General features: G+C 69.0%; 13 protein-coding genes. 5 read left to right on the top strand and 8 right to left on the bottom strand.

What is annotated here, in order from left to right:
- The 3 genes from pip to ACYVHG_RS03225 all read right to left on the bottom strand — a co-directional run bounded on the left by pip (nucleotide 1) and on the right by ACYVHG_RS03225 (nucleotide 3,694).
- Nucleotides 1-999, bottom strand: a complete 999-nt coding sequence (pip, locus tag ACYVHG_RS03235) for a prolyl aminopeptidase (RefSeq protein ID WP_461166003.1) — start codon at nucleotides 997-999, stop codon at nucleotides 1-3.
- Nucleotides 999-1,853 carry a 3-methyl-2-oxobutanoate hydroxymethyltransferase gene (gene panB / locus ACYVHG_RS03230; protein ID WP_461166002.1) on the bottom strand — a complete coding sequence of 285 codons (855 nt, stop codon included), beginning with the start codon at nucleotides 1,851-1,853 and terminating at the stop codon, nucleotides 999-1,001. The genes pip and panB overlap by 1 nt, the downstream gene beginning before the upstream one ends.
- 74 nt (nucleotides 1,854-1,927) lie before the next feature.
- Nucleotides 1,928-3,694, bottom strand: coding sequence for an NAD+ synthase (locus tag ACYVHG_RS03225; RefSeq protein ID WP_461166001.1), 1,767 nt, complete (start codon nucleotides 3,692-3,694; stop codon nucleotides 1,928-1,930).
- Nucleotides 3,695-3,748: 54 nt separating this feature from the next.
- Here ACYVHG_RS03225 and ACYVHG_RS03220 point away from each other — a divergent pair, with 54 nt between their 5' ends.
- The 4 genes from ACYVHG_RS03220 (at nucleotide 3,749) to ACYVHG_RS03205 (ending at nucleotide 10,853) form a co-directional block, all read left to right on the top strand.
- Nucleotides 3,749-5,383 carry an alpha/beta hydrolase gene (locus ACYVHG_RS03220; protein WP_461166000.1) on the top strand — a complete coding sequence of 545 codons (1,635 nt, stop codon included), beginning with the start codon at nucleotides 3,749-3,751 and terminating at the stop codon, nucleotides 5,381-5,383.
- Nucleotides 5,384-5,451: 68 nt separating this feature from the next.
- Nucleotides 5,452-6,792 carry a type I glutamate--ammonia ligase gene (gene glnA, locus ACYVHG_RS03215; RefSeq protein ID WP_461165999.1) on the top strand — a complete coding sequence of 447 codons (1,341 nt, stop codon included), beginning with the start codon at nucleotides 5,452-5,454 and terminating at the stop codon, nucleotides 6,790-6,792.
- Nucleotides 6,793-6,802: 10 nt separating this feature from the next.
- Entirely contained in the window at nucleotides 6,803-9,889 is a 3,087-nt protein-coding gene (locus ACYVHG_RS03210; protein WP_461165998.1) for a bifunctional [glutamine synthetase] adenylyltransferase/[glutamine synthetase]-adenylyl-L-tyrosine phosphorylase, read from the top strand.
- Between the two features lie 25 nt (nucleotides 9,890-9,914).
- Nucleotides 9,915-10,853 carry an endonuclease/exonuclease/phosphatase family protein gene (locus tag ACYVHG_RS03205; protein ID WP_461165997.1) on the top strand — a complete coding sequence of 313 codons (939 nt, stop codon included), beginning with the start codon at nucleotides 9,915-9,917 and terminating at the stop codon, nucleotides 10,851-10,853.
- Nucleotides 10,854-10,934: 81 nt separating this feature from the next.
- Here ACYVHG_RS03205 and ACYVHG_RS03200 read toward each other — a convergent pair whose 3' ends face one another.
- The 3 genes from ACYVHG_RS03200 to glnA (ACYVHG_RS03190) form a co-directional block, all read right to left on the bottom strand.
- Nucleotides 10,935-11,483 carry an FKBP-type peptidyl-prolyl cis-trans isomerase gene (locus ACYVHG_RS03200; protein WP_461165996.1) on the bottom strand — a complete coding sequence of 183 codons (549 nt, stop codon included), beginning with the start codon at nucleotides 11,481-11,483 and terminating at the stop codon, nucleotides 10,935-10,937.
- Between the two features lie 78 nt (nucleotides 11,484-11,561).
- Nucleotides 11,562-11,750: a hypothetical protein gene (locus ACYVHG_RS03195; protein WP_461165995.1), complete on the bottom strand. Its 189-nt coding sequence runs from the start codon at nucleotides 11,748-11,750 to the stop codon at nucleotides 11,562-11,564.
- A 107-nt stretch (nucleotides 11,751-11,857) separates the two neighbouring features.
- Nucleotides 11,858-13,291 (bottom strand): type I glutamate--ammonia ligase, encoded by a 1,434-nt coding sequence (gene glnA / locus ACYVHG_RS03190; protein WP_461165994.1) that lies wholly within the window; start codon nucleotides 13,289-13,291, stop codon nucleotides 11,858-11,860.
- Between the two features lie 188 nt (nucleotides 13,292-13,479).
- On the opposite strand from glnA (ACYVHG_RS03190), the gene ACYVHG_RS03185 reads away from it, so the two are divergent.
- Nucleotides 13,480-13,962 carry an RDD family protein gene (locus ACYVHG_RS03185; RefSeq protein WP_461165993.1) on the top strand — a complete coding sequence of 161 codons (483 nt, stop codon included), beginning with the start codon at nucleotides 13,480-13,482 and terminating at the stop codon, nucleotides 13,960-13,962.
- A 12-nt stretch (nucleotides 13,963-13,974) separates the two neighbouring features.
- Here the strand turns inward: ACYVHG_RS03185 and ACYVHG_RS03180 are convergent, their stop codons facing one another.
- Together ACYVHG_RS03180 and lipA are read right to left on the bottom strand one after the other, a co-directional pair.
- Nucleotides 13,975-14,736: a DUF4191 domain-containing protein gene (locus ACYVHG_RS03180; RefSeq protein ID WP_461165992.1), complete on the bottom strand. Its 762-nt coding sequence runs from the start codon at nucleotides 14,734-14,736 to the stop codon at nucleotides 13,975-13,977.
- 39 nt (nucleotides 14,737-14,775) lie between these two features.
- Nucleotides 14,776-15,804 carry a lipoyl synthase gene (gene lipA, locus ACYVHG_RS03175; protein WP_461165991.1) on the bottom strand — a complete coding sequence of 343 codons (1,029 nt, stop codon included), beginning with the start codon at nucleotides 15,802-15,804 and terminating at the stop codon, nucleotides 14,776-14,778.
- Nucleotides 15,805-15,813: the final 9 nt, after the last annotated feature.

Below are 15,813 nucleotides of genomic sequence, written 5' to 3'. Positions count from 1 at the left end.
CTAGCCGTCCCCTCGTGCGAACCGGTCGGTCGCCTCGATCAGTGCCGAGCGGATACCCGGCTCGAACGCGGAATGCCCGGCGTCGGGCACCATCACCAGCTCCGCCGACGGCCACGCGCGATGCAGGTCCCAGGCGCTGCGTGCCGGGCACACCACGTCGTAGCGGCCCTGCACGATCACCGCGGGGAGGTGCTCGATCGCGGCGATATCGCGCAGCAGTTGGCCCTCGTCGAGGAAGCCACCGTTCATGAAGTAGTGGTTCTCGATCTGTGCGAACGGGATCGCGAACCGCGGATCGTCGGCGTCGGCCGCCTTTTCCGGCGAGTTGATCAGGTGACTGGTGCCGCGCTCCCATTTCGACCAGGCCTTCGCCGCCGCCAGTGCCACCGCCTCGTCGGTCGAGTGCAGCAGCCGGTGGTAGGCGGCGATCTTGTCCGCCGACGGTTCCCGGTCCGCCGGGTCGAGTGGGGCGAGGTAGTGCTCCCAGTCGTCCGGGTAGACGTGCGAGGCACCGTCGTTGTAGTACCAGTCGAGTTCGCTGCGACGCAGGAGGAAGATCCCGCGCAGCACCAGCTCGGTGACCCGCTCCGGATGCGCCTGCGCGTACGCCAGGCCCAGCGTCGAGCCCCACGATCCGCCGAAGACCTGCCAGCGGTCGATGCCCAGGTGCTGGCGGATCCGTTCGATGTCCGCGATCAGGTGACCGGTGGTGTTCACCGCCAGACGTTGCGCGAGACCGTCCCCGACGCCGGTCGGCGGGTCCGCCAGGTGCGGCTTGGACTGGCCGCAGCCGCGCTGGTCGAAGACGACGATGCGGTACGCAGCCGGGTCGAAGAAGCGCCGGCAGTCCGGGGACGTCCCGCCACCCGGCCCGCCGTGGATGAACACCACGGGCTTGCCGTCCGGAGCGCCGCTCTGCTCGACGTGCAGCAGCTGGCCGTCGCCCACGTCCAGCAGTTCGGCGCGGTAGGGCTCGATCGGGGGGTAGAACTCGCGCATCAGAATCCGTGCTCCGGTCCCGGGAACTCGCCCGAGGCGACCTCCGCGACGTACTGCTGGGCTCCGCGCAGCAGTACGTCGCCGACGTCGGCGTACCGCTTGACGAACCGGGCCACCCGGCCCCGGTTCAACCCGGCGAAGTCCTGCCAGACCAGCACCTGGCCGTCGCAGTCCTTGCCAGCGCCGATCCCGATCGTGGGGATCGAGATCTCTGTGGTGACCTGCGCCGCGACCGTCGAGGGCACCATCTCCAGGACCACCGCGAAGGCCCCCGCGGCGTCCACCGCCTTGGCGTCGGCGCGAACCCTGGCGGCGGCCTCATCGTCGCGGCCCTGCACCCGGTTGCCGCCGAGGGTGTTCACCGACTGCGGGGTGAAGCCGATGTGGGCCATCACCGGGATACCGCGGCGCTGCAGGAAGTCGATGGTGGGTGCCATCTGCTCGCCGCCCTCCAACTTCACCGCCTCGGCGCCGGCCTTCATCAGCTTCACCGCCGATTCGAAGGCCTGCTCGGGTGAGCCCTCGTAGCTGCCGAACGGCATATCGGCCACCACCAGTGCGTACCGGGTGCCGCGGCGCACCGCGGCCACCATCGCGGCCATCACGTCCAACTCCATCGGCAGTGTCGAGTCGAACCCGTACACGGTGTTCGCCGCGCTGTCGCCGACCAGTAGAGCGGTGACCTGGGCCTCGTCGAAGATCGAGGCCGTCATGAAGTCGTAGCTGGTGAGCATCGCCCACTTCTCGCCGCGCTGCTTGAGCTCGGCCAGGTGGTGGGTGCGCACCTTCTTGCGGGGGGTGCCGGTCGCGGATTCCGGCTGGGATCCGCTTCCGTAGACGGGGGTCTCGCTCATGGTTCGGGCTCCGTATTCTTCTCCGTCCCAGCCGGTGACTCCGGTCCGGGCAGTCTGTGGTCGCAGCCTCCCGGTCAGACCGGGTCGTGCCAGCGATTGGTGATCGGCATCCTCCGGTCCCGTCCGAAGGCCCGGGGCGTGATCTTCGGGCCCAGCGGGTACTGGCGGCGCTTGTACTCGGCGCGGTCCACCAGCCGGGCCACCTTGCGGATCAGTTCCGGGTCGTAGCCGGCGCCGTCGGCGCCCTGCTCGGCGATCTCCGCGACGCCCTGGTCCTGTTCGACGTACCGGCGCAGGATGTCGTCGAGGACGTCGTAGTCGGGCAGGGAATCGCTGTCCTTCTGGCCCGGCCGCAACTCGGCCGAGGGCTCCTTGGTGATCGAGGATTCCGGGATCGGTGGGGTCTCACCGCGCTCGGCGGCGATCGCATTGCGCCACCGCGCCAGCTCCCAGACCAGGGTCTTCTCCACGTCCCGGATGGGGGCGTAGGCGCCGACCGCGTCGCCGTAGATGGTGGAGTAGCCCACCGCCAGTTCGCTCTTGTTGCCGGTCGCGAGCACCAGGTGACCGTCGAGGTTCGACAACGACATCAAGGTCATACCGCGGCAGCGGGCCTGGATGTTCTCCTCGGCCAACCCGCTCAATCGCAGCTGGTCGACGAAGGTGGCCACCATGTTCTCGATCGGCTCGCTGCGGTAGTGCACTCCGGTGCGGGCAGCGAGGTCGGCGGCGTCATCGCGGGAGTGCTCCGAACTGTACTTGGACGGCATCGACACGCAGTACACGTTGTCCGGGCCGACGGCGTCCGCCGCGATCACCGCAACCAGCGCGGAATCGATTCCGCCGGACAGTCCCAGGGCGACGGTGCGCCCACCCACCTTGTGCACGTAATCGCGGGTGCCGGTGACCAGGGCGGCCCAGACCTGCGCAGTGCGATCGAGGACCGGCCACTCGTCGGCCTGCGGTGCGAGCGAGTTCGGCCGGGCGGGTAGCGTCACGGTCTCGATCTCCCAGCCGTCGACGCTCCGCGCCTGTGCACGCCCCTGCGCGGGGATCTCTGCGAACCGGGTGGCCTCGATGAACTGCGGGCCGGTCGCGGGTGCGCCGCCACCGTCGAAGACGAGAGTGTCACCGTCGAAGACGAAACTGTCACCGTCGAAGACGAGTTCGTCCTGTCCGCCCACCAGGTTCACGTAGATCAGCGGCGCCCCGGCCTCGGCGACACGTTGCGCCACCACCTCGCGGCGCTGCTCGGGCTTGTCCGCCTCGAACGGGCTGGCGTTCAGGCACAGCACCGCGTCCACACCCAGTTCGCCGAGTCCGGCGACGGGGCCGTCGGGCCACCACACGTCCTCGCAGATCGCCAGGCCCAGGCGCACCCCGTCGACGTCGAGGACCACCAGCCGGTCGCCCGGGGTGAACCAGCGCTTCTCGTCGAAGACGCCGTAGTTGGGCAGGAAGTGCTTGTCGTACCGGGCAACCAGCTTTCCGCCGTGCAGCACACCGGCCGCGTTGCGGGCCCCGCCGGTGGGGTTCGTGCTGGTCTCGGGGGCGTCGGGGTCGCGGTCGAGGAATCCGACCACCACGATCAGGTCACCGCAGCCGGCGGCGTCGAGCGATCTCGCCAGGTCGTGCACGGCCTCGCGGGAGTCGACGGCGAAGGAGCGCCGCAGCAGCAGATCCTCCACCGGGTAGCCGGTGAGGGCCATCTCGCCGAACACGGCGACCTGCGCGCCGCGTTGGGCGGCGTCCCGGGCGGCGGCGGTGATACGGCTGACGTTGGCGTCCAGCTCCCCGACCACGGGGTTGATCTGGCACGCCGCGACACGGAGAGGCGTCATGGGATCACCCTAGCGTCCCTCGCGGTATCGCCGCCGCGTGGCAGGATCGGTGCAATGAAGGCACGGAAGTCCTCACGCGGAGTCGTCCTCGGTGTGCTCGCGCTGCTCACCTCCACGATGCTGGTGGGGTGCTCGGTGCAGATCGGTGGCAGCGCCGAACCGGCGGAGAGTTCCACCGTGTACGGCGGTCCCGGTGGCTCCGGGGCGAGTGCCGGACCCGGTGCGCCGCCCACCTCGGTGCCGGGCCTGAAGAAGTACTACGAGCAGAAGCTCGCCTGGGGATCGTGCACCGAGATGGCCAAGGCCGATGAAGTGGCCGCGTTCGACCCCAAGCGGCTCGAATGCGCCCGCCTGACGGTGCCGATCGACTACAACGACCCGGGCGCGGGGGAGACTCAACTGGCGGTCGCCCGGGTGAAGGCCTCCGGCGCCAAGCAGGGCTCGCTGGTGATGAATCCGGGCGGACCGGGCGGCTCCGGAGTGCAGCAGGTCGCGGCCAAGTCCATGGAGGCCGACAAGTTCGAGATCACCAGGACCTTCGACCTGGTCGGCTGGGATCCGCGCGGGGTGGGCGCGAGCGCACCGCCGGTCAAGTGCTTCTCCGATCGGCAGCGCGACGAGAACCGGCTCTCGACCCTGGCCTTCGACAACTCCCCGGCGGGCATCGCCAAACAGGAGGACTTCAACCGCAGCCAGGCGAACCTGTGCGCGGAGAAGATGGGCAAGAAGTTCCTCGAACACGTCGGGACCGTGGACACCGTGCGTGATCTGGACGTGCTGCGGGCGGTGCTCGGTGACCGGAAACTCACCTACATCGGGTACAGCTACGGCACCCTGATCGGCGCGGTGTACGCCGAGCGGTTCCCCGAGCAGGTGCGGGCGATGGTGCTCGACGGTGCCGTGGACCCGGCGCAGGATCCGATCGCCTCGAACGTCCAGCAGATGGCGGGCTTCCAGACCGTGTTCAACGACTTCGCCAAGGACTGCGCCTCCCGGCCGGACTGCCCGCTGGGCCCTGATCCGGCGCAGGCCACCGCGAACTATCAGAAGCTGGTGCGCCCGCTGATCGACCGGACCGTGCGCGGTCAGGGCGGGCGCCAGTTGAGCTACAACGATGCGACTACGGCCACCATCCAGGCGATGTACGCCCAGCAGCTGTGGGATCCGCTGCGCCGCGGTCTCAGCGCCCTGCAGCGCGGGGACGGCAGCCTGCTGCAGCGGATCGCAGACATCTACCTCAGCCGAGACGAGACCGGCCGCTACTCGCCGATGATGGACGCGAACACCGCCATCAACTGCGTCGACGGTCCGGCGATCACGGACCCGGCGGACGTGTCCCGGCTGGACACCGAGATCCGCAGGGCCGCGCCCTTCCTCGACGACGGCCGTGGCACCGGCCGCGCCGCCAAGGGCGTGTGCGCGTACTGGGCGGCCGCACCCACGCTCAAACCGCACCAGATCAACGCGGTCGGAGCGCCCGAACTGGTGGTGATCTCCACGACCCACGATCCGGCCACGCCGTACCAGAACGGGGTGAACCTGGCCAAGCAGCTCGGCGCCTCGCTGATCACCTTCGAGGGCAGCCAGCACACCGTCTCCCTGGACGGCAACGCCTGCGTCGACAACGCGGTCACGGCCTATCTGCGCGACCTGAAGCCGCCGGCCGCGGACCTGCGCTGCACCGCCTGACGGTGTTCGGCCGCCGGTTCGGGCATATGTAACACGCCGTTAACACCCTCTCGCTTAGGGTCGTCTGCATGGACCGGCAGCAGGAGTTCGTGCTTCGCACCATCGAGGAACGGGACATCCGCTTCGTGCGGCTGTGGTTCACCGACGTGCTGGGTTTCCTCAAGTCGGTGGCGATCGCCCCGGCGGAGCTGGAGGGTGCGTTCGCCGAGGGCATCGGCTTCGACGGCAGCTCGATCGAGGGGTTCTCCCGCGTCTCGGAGGCCGACACCGTCGCCAAGCCCGACCCCTCCACCTTCCAGGTGCTGCCGTGGGTCGGTGGTGACGGGGAGATGCACTCGGTCCGCATGTTCTGCGACGTCGCCATGCCGGACGGGACGCCCTCGTGGGGCGACAGCCGGCACGTGCTGCGACGGCAGCTCAATCGTGCCGCCGACCTCGGGTTCTCCTGCTACGTGCACCCGGAGATCGAGTTCTACCTGCTCCAGCGGGAGCTCACCGCGAACGGCCGGCCCGTGCCCGCCGACACCGGCGGTTACTTCGACCAGGCGGTGCACGAGTCGGCGCCCAACTTCCGCCGCTCGGCGATCGAGGCGCTCGAGGCGATGGGCATCTCGGTCGAGTTCAGCCATCACGAGGCCGGACCGGGCCAGCAGGAGATCGACCTGCGGTACGCCGACGCGCTGTCCATGGCCGACAACGTGATGACCTTCCGCTACCTGGTCAAGGAAGTCGCGATGGCCGAGGGCGTGCGCGCCTCGTTCATGCCCAAGCCGTTCACCGACCACCCCGGTTCGGGCATGCACACGCACATGAGCCTGTTCGAGGGCGATTCCAACGCCTTCCACGACCCGGACGACGAACTGCAGCTCTCTGCCACCGGGAAGGCGTTCATCGCCGGGATCCTGCATCACGCGCCGGAGATCTCCGCCGTCACCAACCAGTGGGTCAACTCGTACAAGCGCCTGGTGACCGGCGACGAGGCCCCCACCGCGGCCACCTGGGGCGCGGCGAACCGCTCGGCCATGGTCCGGGTGCCGCTGTACACGCCGAACAAGTCCAGCAGCCGTCGCATCGAGGTCCGCTCGCCCGATTCGGCCTGCAACCCGTACCTGGCCTTCGCAGTGCTCTGCGCCGCCGGCTTGGCCGGTGTCAAGGGTGGCTACGAGCTGCCGGAGGCCGCCGAGGACGACGTCCGGCAGATGACCGCCCGGGAGCGACGCTCGATGGGTTTCCGGGATCTGCCCACCAGCCTGGACGACGCCCTGGTGCTGATGGAGAAGAGCGAACTGGTGGCCGAGACCCTGGGCGAGCACGTCTTCGAGTACTTCCTGCGCAACAAGTGGTCCGAGTGGAACGACTACCGATCGGTGGTCACCCCGTTCGAGCTCGACCGCTACCTGTCGCTGTAGGCGGGCGACGGTGCCTCCGACCAGTCGCGAGGTCCGCCGGCCCGGTGCGGGCAGGCTGGGGTTGCTCGACCCCGCCGCGGAGTCCGCACTGCAGAGCCTCGGGTGGGCGAACACCGACAGCTCCGACGTGCTGTGGGCGCTCTCACGCGCCGCCGATCCCGACTGGACGCTGCGCGCGCTGATCCGGTTGCGGGAGGCTGTCACCGAGGCCGCGGCGCAGGCACTCGACGATGCCCCCGATCCGGCACCCGGCCCGGGAGTGGGTGACTGGGCGGAGATCGACCACCTGCTCCGCACCGACACCACGTTCCGGGGACGGCTTTTCGGGATGCTCGGCGCCTCCGACGCCCTGGGGGATCACCTGATCAGCCACCCGGCGTCGTGGCGGCTGCTGGCCGACACCGCACCGCTGAAGACCCGTGACGAGCTGATCGCCGCGATGCTGGCCACCGTCGGCTCGGTGAAGGTGCCCGGCCGCGGCGACGACGATCTGCTCTACCGTGCCGCCGTCACCGGCGGGGCGGCGATCGCGAAGCTCCGTGACGGATACCGCGACCTGGTGATGGTGCTCGCGGCACGCGATCTCGCCGAACTCGTGGAGAACGAGCCGACCCTGCCCTTCCCGGAGGTCGGAGCGCATCTGGCGGACCTCGCCGATGCGGCTCTCACCGCGGCTCTGTCGGTGGCCGTGGCCACCGTGTATCCGGACAGTGAACCCCAGGGCCGGCTCGCGGTGATCGCGATGGGCAAATGCGGTGCCCGAGAACTGAACTACGTCTCCGACGTGGATGTGATCTTCGTGGCCGAACCGGCGGACGGTCCCAGCGCCCGGCTGGCCGGGGAGATGATGCGGATCGGCTCCGCCGCGTTCTTCGACGTCGACGCCGCACTGCGTCCGGAGGGCAAGGCGGGCAGCCTGACCCGCACCTTGGAATCGCATGTCGCGTACTACAAGCGGTGGGCCAAGACCTGGGAGTTCCAGGCGCTGCTCAAGGCCCGCCCGCAGACCGGTGACCTCACTCTCGGGCAGGAGTACCTATCGGCGCTGAGCCCGATGGTGTGGGAGGCCAGCGAGCGCGCGGACTTCGTGCAGGACGTGCAGGAGATGCGCCGCCGGGTCGAGGAGAACATCGCTCCCGACCTGCGTGAACGTGAACTCAAACTCGGACGCGGCGGACTCCGGGACGTCGAGTTCGCGGTCCAGTTGCTGCAATTGGTGCACGGGCGCACCGATGAGAGCCTGCGTGAGCGCAGCACCGTCGACACCCTCGTCGCGCTGACCAAGGGCGGTTACGTCGGACGTGAGGACGGTGCGAACTTCACCGCCTCGTACGAGTTCCTGCGGCTGCTCGAGCACCGTCTGCAACTGCGGCGGATGGAGCGCACACATCTGCTGCCGCCGCCCGAGCACGAGGAGGCGTGGCGCTGGCTGGCTCGCGCCGCACACATGCGGCCCGACGGTGACCGCGACGCGGCCGGGGTGCTGCGCGCGGAGCTCAAGCGGCAGTCCGCGCGCGTACGCAGGCTGCACACCAAGCTCTTCTACCGTCCGCTGCTCGATTCGATCGCCGGACTCGACGCCGGGGCCGTGAGCCTGACCGACGACGCGATCGTGGCGCGGCTCGGAGCACTGGGCTTCCGCGAACCGACACATGCGCTGGCGCACCTGAAAGCGATGGCAGTCTCGTCCCGGCGCGGCCGGATCCAGACCATCCTGCTGCCGACCCTGCTCGAATGGCTCAGCGAGACCCCGAATCCGGATGCCGGACTGCTGAACTACCGCAAGCTCTCCGAGGACCTGGGCGATGTCGACTGGTACCTGCGGATCCTGCGCGACGAATCGGTCGTCGCGCAGCGCCTGATGACGGTACTCGGTTCGTCGACCTTCGTGGCTGAGCTGCTGGGGCGGTCGCCGGAGGTGATCCGGCTGTTCTCCGACGGTGCCACCGGTCCCAAGCTGATCGAGACCTCCCCGCAGGAGGTGTACAACGGAATGCTCGCCGCGGTCAGTCGTGCCCACCACCGCGATCGAGCGATCGCGGTGGCGCGGGCGATGCGCCGCAGCGAGATCGCCCGCGTCGCCTCCGCGGACATCCTCGGCATGATGACGGTGCCGCAGGTCTGCGCGGCACTCTCCTCGGTGTGGGCGGCGGCGCTCGATGCAGCGCTGGTCTCGGAGGTCGCGACCTCGGTGGTCGAGCGGGAGTCCAGCACCAGTGCCTATCCGTCCGGTGTACCGGCCAGGATCGCGGTGATCGGTATGGGCAGGCTCGGCGGACACGAGATCGGTTACGGCTCGGACGCCGACGTGCTGTTCGTCTGCCAGCCGAACGACGGGTTCGACGAGACGGATGCGGTGCGTTGGGCGAACCAGGTGGCCGATGCGGTGCGCACCCGGCTGGGGGCGCCGTCGGTGGATCCGGGCTTGGAGGTGGACACGGGCCTGCGACCCGAGGGCCGTAACGGTCCCGTGGTGCGCACCCTGGCCGCGTACCGCGCCTACTACCGGCAGTGGGCACAGCCGTGGGAGGTACAGGCACTGCTGCGGGCCACCCACGTCGCCGGCGACGAATCGCTCGCCGTCGAGTTCCTGCATCTGGTGGACGAGATCCGCTACCCCGAGGGCGGCGTATCGCCGGACACCGTGAAGGAACTGCGGAGAGTCAAGGCCCGGGTCGATTCCGAGCGGCTGCCGCGCGGCGCGGACCCGGCCACGCACACCAAACTCGGCCGTGGCGGACTCTCCGATGTGGAGTGGACCGTGCAGCTCGAGCAGTTGCGCTACGCCAGTGAGGTTCCCGCGCTGCGCAATACCTCGACCTTGGAATCGTTGGACGCGATCGGGTCTCACGAGCTGTTGCCCGAGGCCGACGTCGAGCTGCTGCGTAACGCCTGGCTGACCGCCACCCGCGCCCGCAACGCCCTGTTCCTGGTGCGCGGCAAGCCCGTCGATCAGTTGCCGGGGCCGGGCGCGGTGCTCTCGAATGTGGCGTACGTGGCGGGCTGGCGCGGCGGCGCCCTCGACTACCTGGAGGACTACCTGCGCACCACCCGTCGGGCGCGGGCCGTCGTCGACCGCGTGTTCTGGGGGGAATGACGCACCACCGGGCACAATGACCGGTGTGAAGATCCTCGTGCGCCCGGTGGTGAGCATCCTCGGTACCGTGGCGCTGCTCGGTGCGGTACTGGTTCTGGCACTGCACTTCTGGCCCGGCGGGCAGGCCGTTCCCGTGGCCGCGGCCGCGTTCGTGCCGGTGCTGCTGGTGGCCGCACTGGCGCTGTCGGCGGTGTGCCTGCTGTACGTGCGGGCGCTGCTGCGCCTGGTCCTGGTCGTGGTGGTCGCCGCGGCCGGATTCTGGATGCAGTCGCCGTTGTGGCGCGGCGAAGCACCGCCCGCCGGGCCGACCCTGAATGTGCTCACCTCGAACCTGCAGATCGGTGAAGGTGATGCGGGGGAACTGGCGAAGCTGGTGCGGGAGAGCCGCATCGACGTGCTCGCGGTGCAGGAGATCACTCCGGAGGCCGCGCAGCAGGTGCGGCAGTCCACCATCGCCGCCGATCTGCCGTACGAGTTCGTCCGTGCGAAACCCGGCGCCGCGGGAACGGCGATCTACAGCCGGTTCCCGCTCTCGGGAACCGCCGCGGTGCCCGGGTTCGTGCTGGAGGGGCTCAGCGCCGTGGTCAGCGTTCCCGGCAGGGGAGAGGTGCAACTGTTCGCGCTGCACCCGCTGCCGCCGTTGGACGTCGACATCTGGGAACAGGAGTTGCGGCGGATCGAGGCGCTGCTGCAGGGGGTTCCGCAGGGCCGGCCGGTGATCGCGCTGGGTGACTACAACGCCACCTACGATCACGTCCAGTTCCGGCGCCTGTTGAGCGGCGGGTACCGCGACGCCGGCCAACTCGCGGGAGCCGGCTGGCTGCCCACCTACCCCACGGACAAGGCGTACCCGCCGCTGGTGGGTATCGATCACGTCCTGCTGCGCGGTCTGTCCGCCTCGTCGGTGTCCACCCACGAGATCCGTGGCGCCGACCATCTGGCGCTCGCGGCCGTCGTCGGCTGAGCGCCGAGTGCGCCGGCACCGACGAGGTGCGGGCCCGTTCGCCGCGCATCGGGGCGAACGGCGAATGCGCGGTTCTGCGGGCTACGAGACGGAGAGGATCTTGATCGCGAAGATCAGCGTGTCACCGGCCTGGATCCCGGCCGAGGGCTGTCCGGTGACGTAACCGTCCACCGGCGCGATCGCCACGCCCACCGACGTGCCGACCTTCTGCCCGGCGATCGCCTTCTTGAAGCCCGGGATCACACCGTTCAGCGAGAACGAAGCGGGCTTGCCGCGGTCGTACGTGCTGTCGAAGCGCTCGCCGGAGCGCCCGTTCACGCCCAGGTAGCAGACCGAGACCGTCGCCGTCTCGCCGACCACGGCACCTTCGCCGGGCGGGTTGAACGCCTGGACGTGGGTCTGCGCCACCGAGAAGGGCTTCTCGACGGTGATCTGCGGGGACGCCGCGTCAGTGGGGCCGGTGACCACGATCGACCCCGTCTGGCCCTGGTAGGTCCAGTCGGGGGAGTTCGCCGTGCCGGGCGCACCCGTCGGGCAGGCCGCGGAGGCCCCCGACGCGTTGCAGGCGGTGAGCGCCCCCGCCGCGAGGACGGCGGCGGCGACGGCGAGGGTCGAGCGGAAGACACGCATGGACTCGAACCTACCGCGTTGTCGGCGGTTCACAGCAAGATCCGGGCTCCGTCGGGTGAATACAGTGGTGGGTCAGCGCTACGACGGATCCGGGCGGGCGGAACTGCGGCCGAGGTTCTTGGCGTCGTGCTGCCGGCTCATGTCCGCGGTGGGAATGACGAGCACCTCGCCGTCGGGCAGCGTGGTGCTCACCTGAGGACGTGCCGGGCCCGAACCGGCGCCGGAACGGTCGACGACGTCGTTCCCCTTGAGTTTGGTCTCGAACATCTTCGCCTCCTGTTCCCCTCCGACGATAGCGCGTCGCGGTGGCCCCGGAACGGGCTCGGCCCCGCACCTGGAGCAGGTGCGGGGCCGAGCCGGTGCAACTCAGTCGATCACACGTCGTAGTAGAGCTGGAACTCGTACGGGTGCGGACGGAGGTTCACCGGAGCGATCTCGTTCTCACGCTTGTAGGCGATCCAGGTCTCGATCAGGTCCTCGGTGAACACGCCGCCGGCGGTGAGGTACTCGTGGTCCTCCTCCAGGCGGTCGATCACGGCGGCCAGCGAGGTGGGGGCCTGCGGGATTCCCTTGGCCTCCTCGGGCGGCAGCTCGTAGAGGTCCTTGTCGACCGGAGCGTGCGGCTCGATCTTGTTCTTGATGCCGTCCAGGCCGGCCATCATCATGGCCGCGAAGGCGAGGTACGGGTTGCCCGAGGAGTCGGGGCACCGGAACTCGATGCGCTTGGCCTTGGCGTTGTTGCCGGTGATCGGGATGCGCACGCAGGCACTGCGGTTGCGCTGGCTGTAGACCAGGTTGATCGGAGCCTCGTAGCCCGGCACCAGGCGCTTGTACGAGTTGATCGTCGGGTTGGTGAACGCCAGCAGCGACGGGGCGTGGTGCAGGATGCCGCCGATGTAGTACCGCGCCAGGTCCGACAGGCCACCGTAGCCGGCCTCGTCGTAGAACAGCGGCTTGCCGTCCTTCCACAGCGACTGGTGGGCGTGCATGCCCGAGCCGTTGTCACCGAACAGCGGCTTCGGCATGAAGGTGACCGACTTGCCCTCCTGCCACGCGGTGTTCTTGACGATGTACTTGAACAGCTGTACGTCGTCGGCCGCGTGCAGCAGCGTGTCGAACTTGTAGTTGATCTCGGCCTGTCCGGCGGTGCCGACCTCGTGGTGGCCGCGCTCGAGCGTGAAGCCGGCGCTCTGCAGGTTGGTGGAGATCTTGTCGCGCAGGTCCACGTAGTGGTCGTACGGTGCGACGGGGAAGTAGCCACCCTTGTTGCGCACCTTGTAGCCGAGGTTCGGCGAACCGTCCTCCTCGACCGCGCGACCGGTGTTCCAGGAACCGGAGATCGAGTCGATCTCGTAGAACGAGCCGTTGATCGTCGAGTCGTAGCTGATCGAGTCGAAGATGTAGAACTCGGCCTCGGCGCCGAAGAAGCAGGTGTCGGCGATGCCGGTGCTGGCCAGGTACTCCTCGGCCTTGCGCGCGATGTTGCGCGGGTCGCGGCTGTAGGCCTCACGGGTGAACGGATCGTGCACGAAGAACGAGACGTTCATGGTCTTCGCGGCGCGGAACGGATCGATGCGCGCGGTGGTGACGTCGGGGAGCAGCATCATGTCGGACTCGTCGATCGACTGGAAGCCACGGATCGACGAACCGTCGAAGGCCAGGCCCTCCTCGAAGACGCTCTCGTCGAACGCCGACGCCGGGATCGAGAAGTGCTGCATCGTGCCCGGCAGATCGCAGAAGCGGATGTCGACGTACTCGACGTTCTCGGTCTTGAGGTACTCGATCAGTTCCTCTTTGGTAGTGAACACCTGTTACTGACTCCTTCGTCGTCCGGCGCCGGCCGCGAGGTTGTACTCGCGCCCATCACCGAGGTTACGAGAACTGACGGTATGGACGCGGTGTTGCCCGTGAACTAACGGAATGTTTCAACGGTGTTACACATCCCTCGCGGCACGGCCCCGGGGTGCCCCACCGCCGTCCACGTATTCTTGGTGGCATGGGTCGAGAAACGGGATCATGGCTCTCCGGAGCATCGGCGGCGCTGCCCGAAGGGGCGCACGGCGACTACCGCGGGCAGGGCCTGGGCCTGCCGCGTGAGGGCGTCGGGTCGATCGCGCCGACGGGGCGCCGGGTCCTGGCACTCATGCTGGACTGGGTGCCGTCCGCGCTGATCGCCCTCGCCATCGCCGGACCGTCGAAGGTCTTCGGCGGTGAGCCGACCGCATTCGACACCACCGCACTGGGAATCTGGTTCGTGGTGGGCGTCCTCGCCGTGACCCTGTTCGGTTTCACGCCCGGCCAGTACTTCGCGGGCCTGCGGGTGGCGCGGATCGAGGATCCGGCGATGCGGGTGGGACTACTGCGGGCCCTGGGCCGCAGTGCGCTGATCGTCTTCCTGGTGCCGCCGCTCATCCAGGACGTGGACGGCCGCGGCATGCAGGACCGGGCCACCGGCACGATCGTGGTGCGGAGCCGGTAACCGGCGGCCGGGCTAGTTCGAGCCGCTCTTACGCCGGACGGTGCGCTGCACGCTGCGCATCTTGGCGCCTTGCGGCAGCGGGCCGCGGGGCATCTGAGCGCCGCCGGACCGGCTGGTCAGCGCGGCCAGGCGACCCTCGAGCTCATCGATCTTCTTACCGTTGATGTTCGTGGGCAGCTTGTTGAGGGTGCGTTGCAGCTTGCGCAGCGGCACCTGGCCCTCGTCGTTGCCGACCATGAACTCGTAGATCGGCGTCTGGCCGACCACGCGCGCCGTCTTCTTCTTCTCCTGCGCGAGCAGACCGCGGACGCGTCCCTCGTTGCCCTCGGCGACCAACACGATCCCGGGCCGGCCGATCACCCGGTGCACGGCATCGGCGTTGGTGGTGCGGGCGACCGCCTGGGTGACGCGCCAGGAGCCGCGCATGTTGTCCAGTGCCCAACCGGCGGCGCCGATCTGCCCCTCGTTCTTGGTGTACACGCTGCGCTCGAGGCGACGGGTGAACACGATGAACGCCACCAGCGCACCCAGCACCACGCCGAACAGCGCGAAGATCCACCAGCTGCCGACGAACAGGCCGATCACCACGGAGAGCGCGAGAACGCCCGCGAACACCGCGATCATGATCGGCAGCAGCGCCTTGTCCTCCTTGCGCTGCATCTGGAAGGCCTGCCACATCTGCTTGCGACGTTCCTTCGAGGCGGCCCTGCGGTTGCGCTTCGCCTCGGCCTTCGCCGCTTTGAGCTTGTCTGCGGCTGCCTTGTCCTTTGCCATGTCTCCCAGCTTAATCTGCGGTCTCGTCGACGATCGCGGCTACCGTGCGGCGGCGGCCATCCGGGTCAGCACCGAGGTGGCCTCCTGGGCGGCGTCACCTTCCGCCGTCAGGTGCGCCATCGCCTCCGGGATCGGGCGGCCGTGGTGCGCCATCGCCTTGGCGTAGAGCTTCCCGGCGCGGTACGACGAGCGCACCAACGGGCCGGCCATCACACCGGCGAAGCCCATCTCCTCCGCGGCGCGGGTGTGCTCGACGAACTCCTCGGGCTTGACCCACCGCTCGACCGGGTGGTGCCGCGGCGACGGACGCAGGTACTGGGTGATGGTGATGATGTCGCAGCCGGCCTCATGCAGGTCGCGCATGGCCTCGACGACCTCCTCGGGGGTCTCGCCCATACCGAGGATCAGGTTCGATTTGGTCACCAGCCCGAAATCACGGGCCTGCCGGATCACATCGAGTGAGCGCTCGTAGCGGAACGCCGGACGGATCCGCTTGAAGATGCGCGGCACCGTCTCCAGGTTGTGCGCGAGCACCTCGGGACGCGACTCGAAGACCTCGGCCAGCAGATCGGGTTTCGCGTGGAAGTCCGGGATCAGGTTCTCCACGCCGGTGTTCGGGTTCAGTGCGTGGATCTGACGCACCGTCTCGGCGTACAGCCACACTCCCTCGTCGGGCAGGTCGTCGCGGGCGACGCCGGTGATGGTGGAGTACCGCAGCCCCATCGCCTGGACCGACTCGGCCACCCGGCGCGGCTCGTCACGGTCGAGTTCGGCGGGCTTACCGGTGTCGATCTGGCAGAAGTCGCACCGGCGGGTGCACTGCTCACCGCCGATCAGGAACGTCGCCTCGCGGTCCTCCCAGCACTCGTAGATGTTGGGGCAGCCCGCCTCCTCGCACACCGTGTGCAGGCCCTCACGCTTGACCAGGCCCTTGAGCTCGGTGAATTCAGGGCCCATCTTCGCGCGCGTGCGGATCCAGTTCGGCTTGCGCTCGATCGGGGTCTGCGCGTTGCGGACCTCGAGGCGGAGTAGCTTTCGGGGGGTCTCCGGGGTACTCACCCCGTCCATGCTACGCGG

The organism is Tsukamurella serpentis (assembly GCF_054780975.1).
The sequence above is the reverse complement of the archived record's forward strand: the minus strand, read 5'-3'. Positions and strand labels throughout refer to the sequence as shown.

Bases quoted from the DNA above. Each gene is read 5' to 3' on its own strand.
- pip (WP_461166003.1), bottom strand. From the start codon at position 999: ATGCGCGAGTTCTACCCCCCGATCGAGCCCTACCGCGCCGAACTGCTG.
- panB (WP_461166002.1), bottom strand. From the start codon at position 1,853: ATGAGCGAGACCCCCGTCTACGGAAGCGGATCCCAGCCGGAATCCGCG.
- ACYVHG_RS03225 (WP_461166001.1), bottom strand. From the start codon at position 3,694: ATGACGCCTCTCCGTGTCGCGGCGTGCCAGATCAACCCCGTGGTCGGG.
- ACYVHG_RS03220 (WP_461166000.1), top strand. From the start codon at position 3,749: ATGAAGGCACGGAAGTCCTCACGCGGAGTCGTCCTCGGTGTGCTCGCG.
- glnA (WP_461165999.1), top strand. From the start codon at position 5,452: ATGGACCGGCAGCAGGAGTTCGTGCTTCGCACCATCGAGGAACGGGAC.
- ACYVHG_RS03200 (WP_461165996.1), bottom strand. From the start codon at position 11,483: ATGCGTGTCTTCCGCTCGACCCTCGCCGTCGCCGCCGCCGTCCTCGCG.
- ACYVHG_RS03195 (WP_461165995.1), bottom strand. From the start codon at position 11,750: ATGTTCGAGACCAAACTCAAGGGGAACGACGTCGTCGACCGTTCCGGC.
- ACYVHG_RS03185 (WP_461165993.1), top strand. From the start codon at position 13,480: ATGGGTCGAGAAACGGGATCATGGCTCTCCGGAGCATCGGCGGCGCTG.
- ACYVHG_RS03180 (WP_461165992.1), bottom strand. From the start codon at position 14,736: ATGGCAAAGGACAAGGCAGCCGCAGACAAGCTCAAAGCGGCGAAGGCC.
- lipA (WP_461165991.1), bottom strand. From the start codon at position 15,804: ATGGACGGGGTGAGTACCCCGGAGACCCCCCGAAAGCTACTCCGCCTC.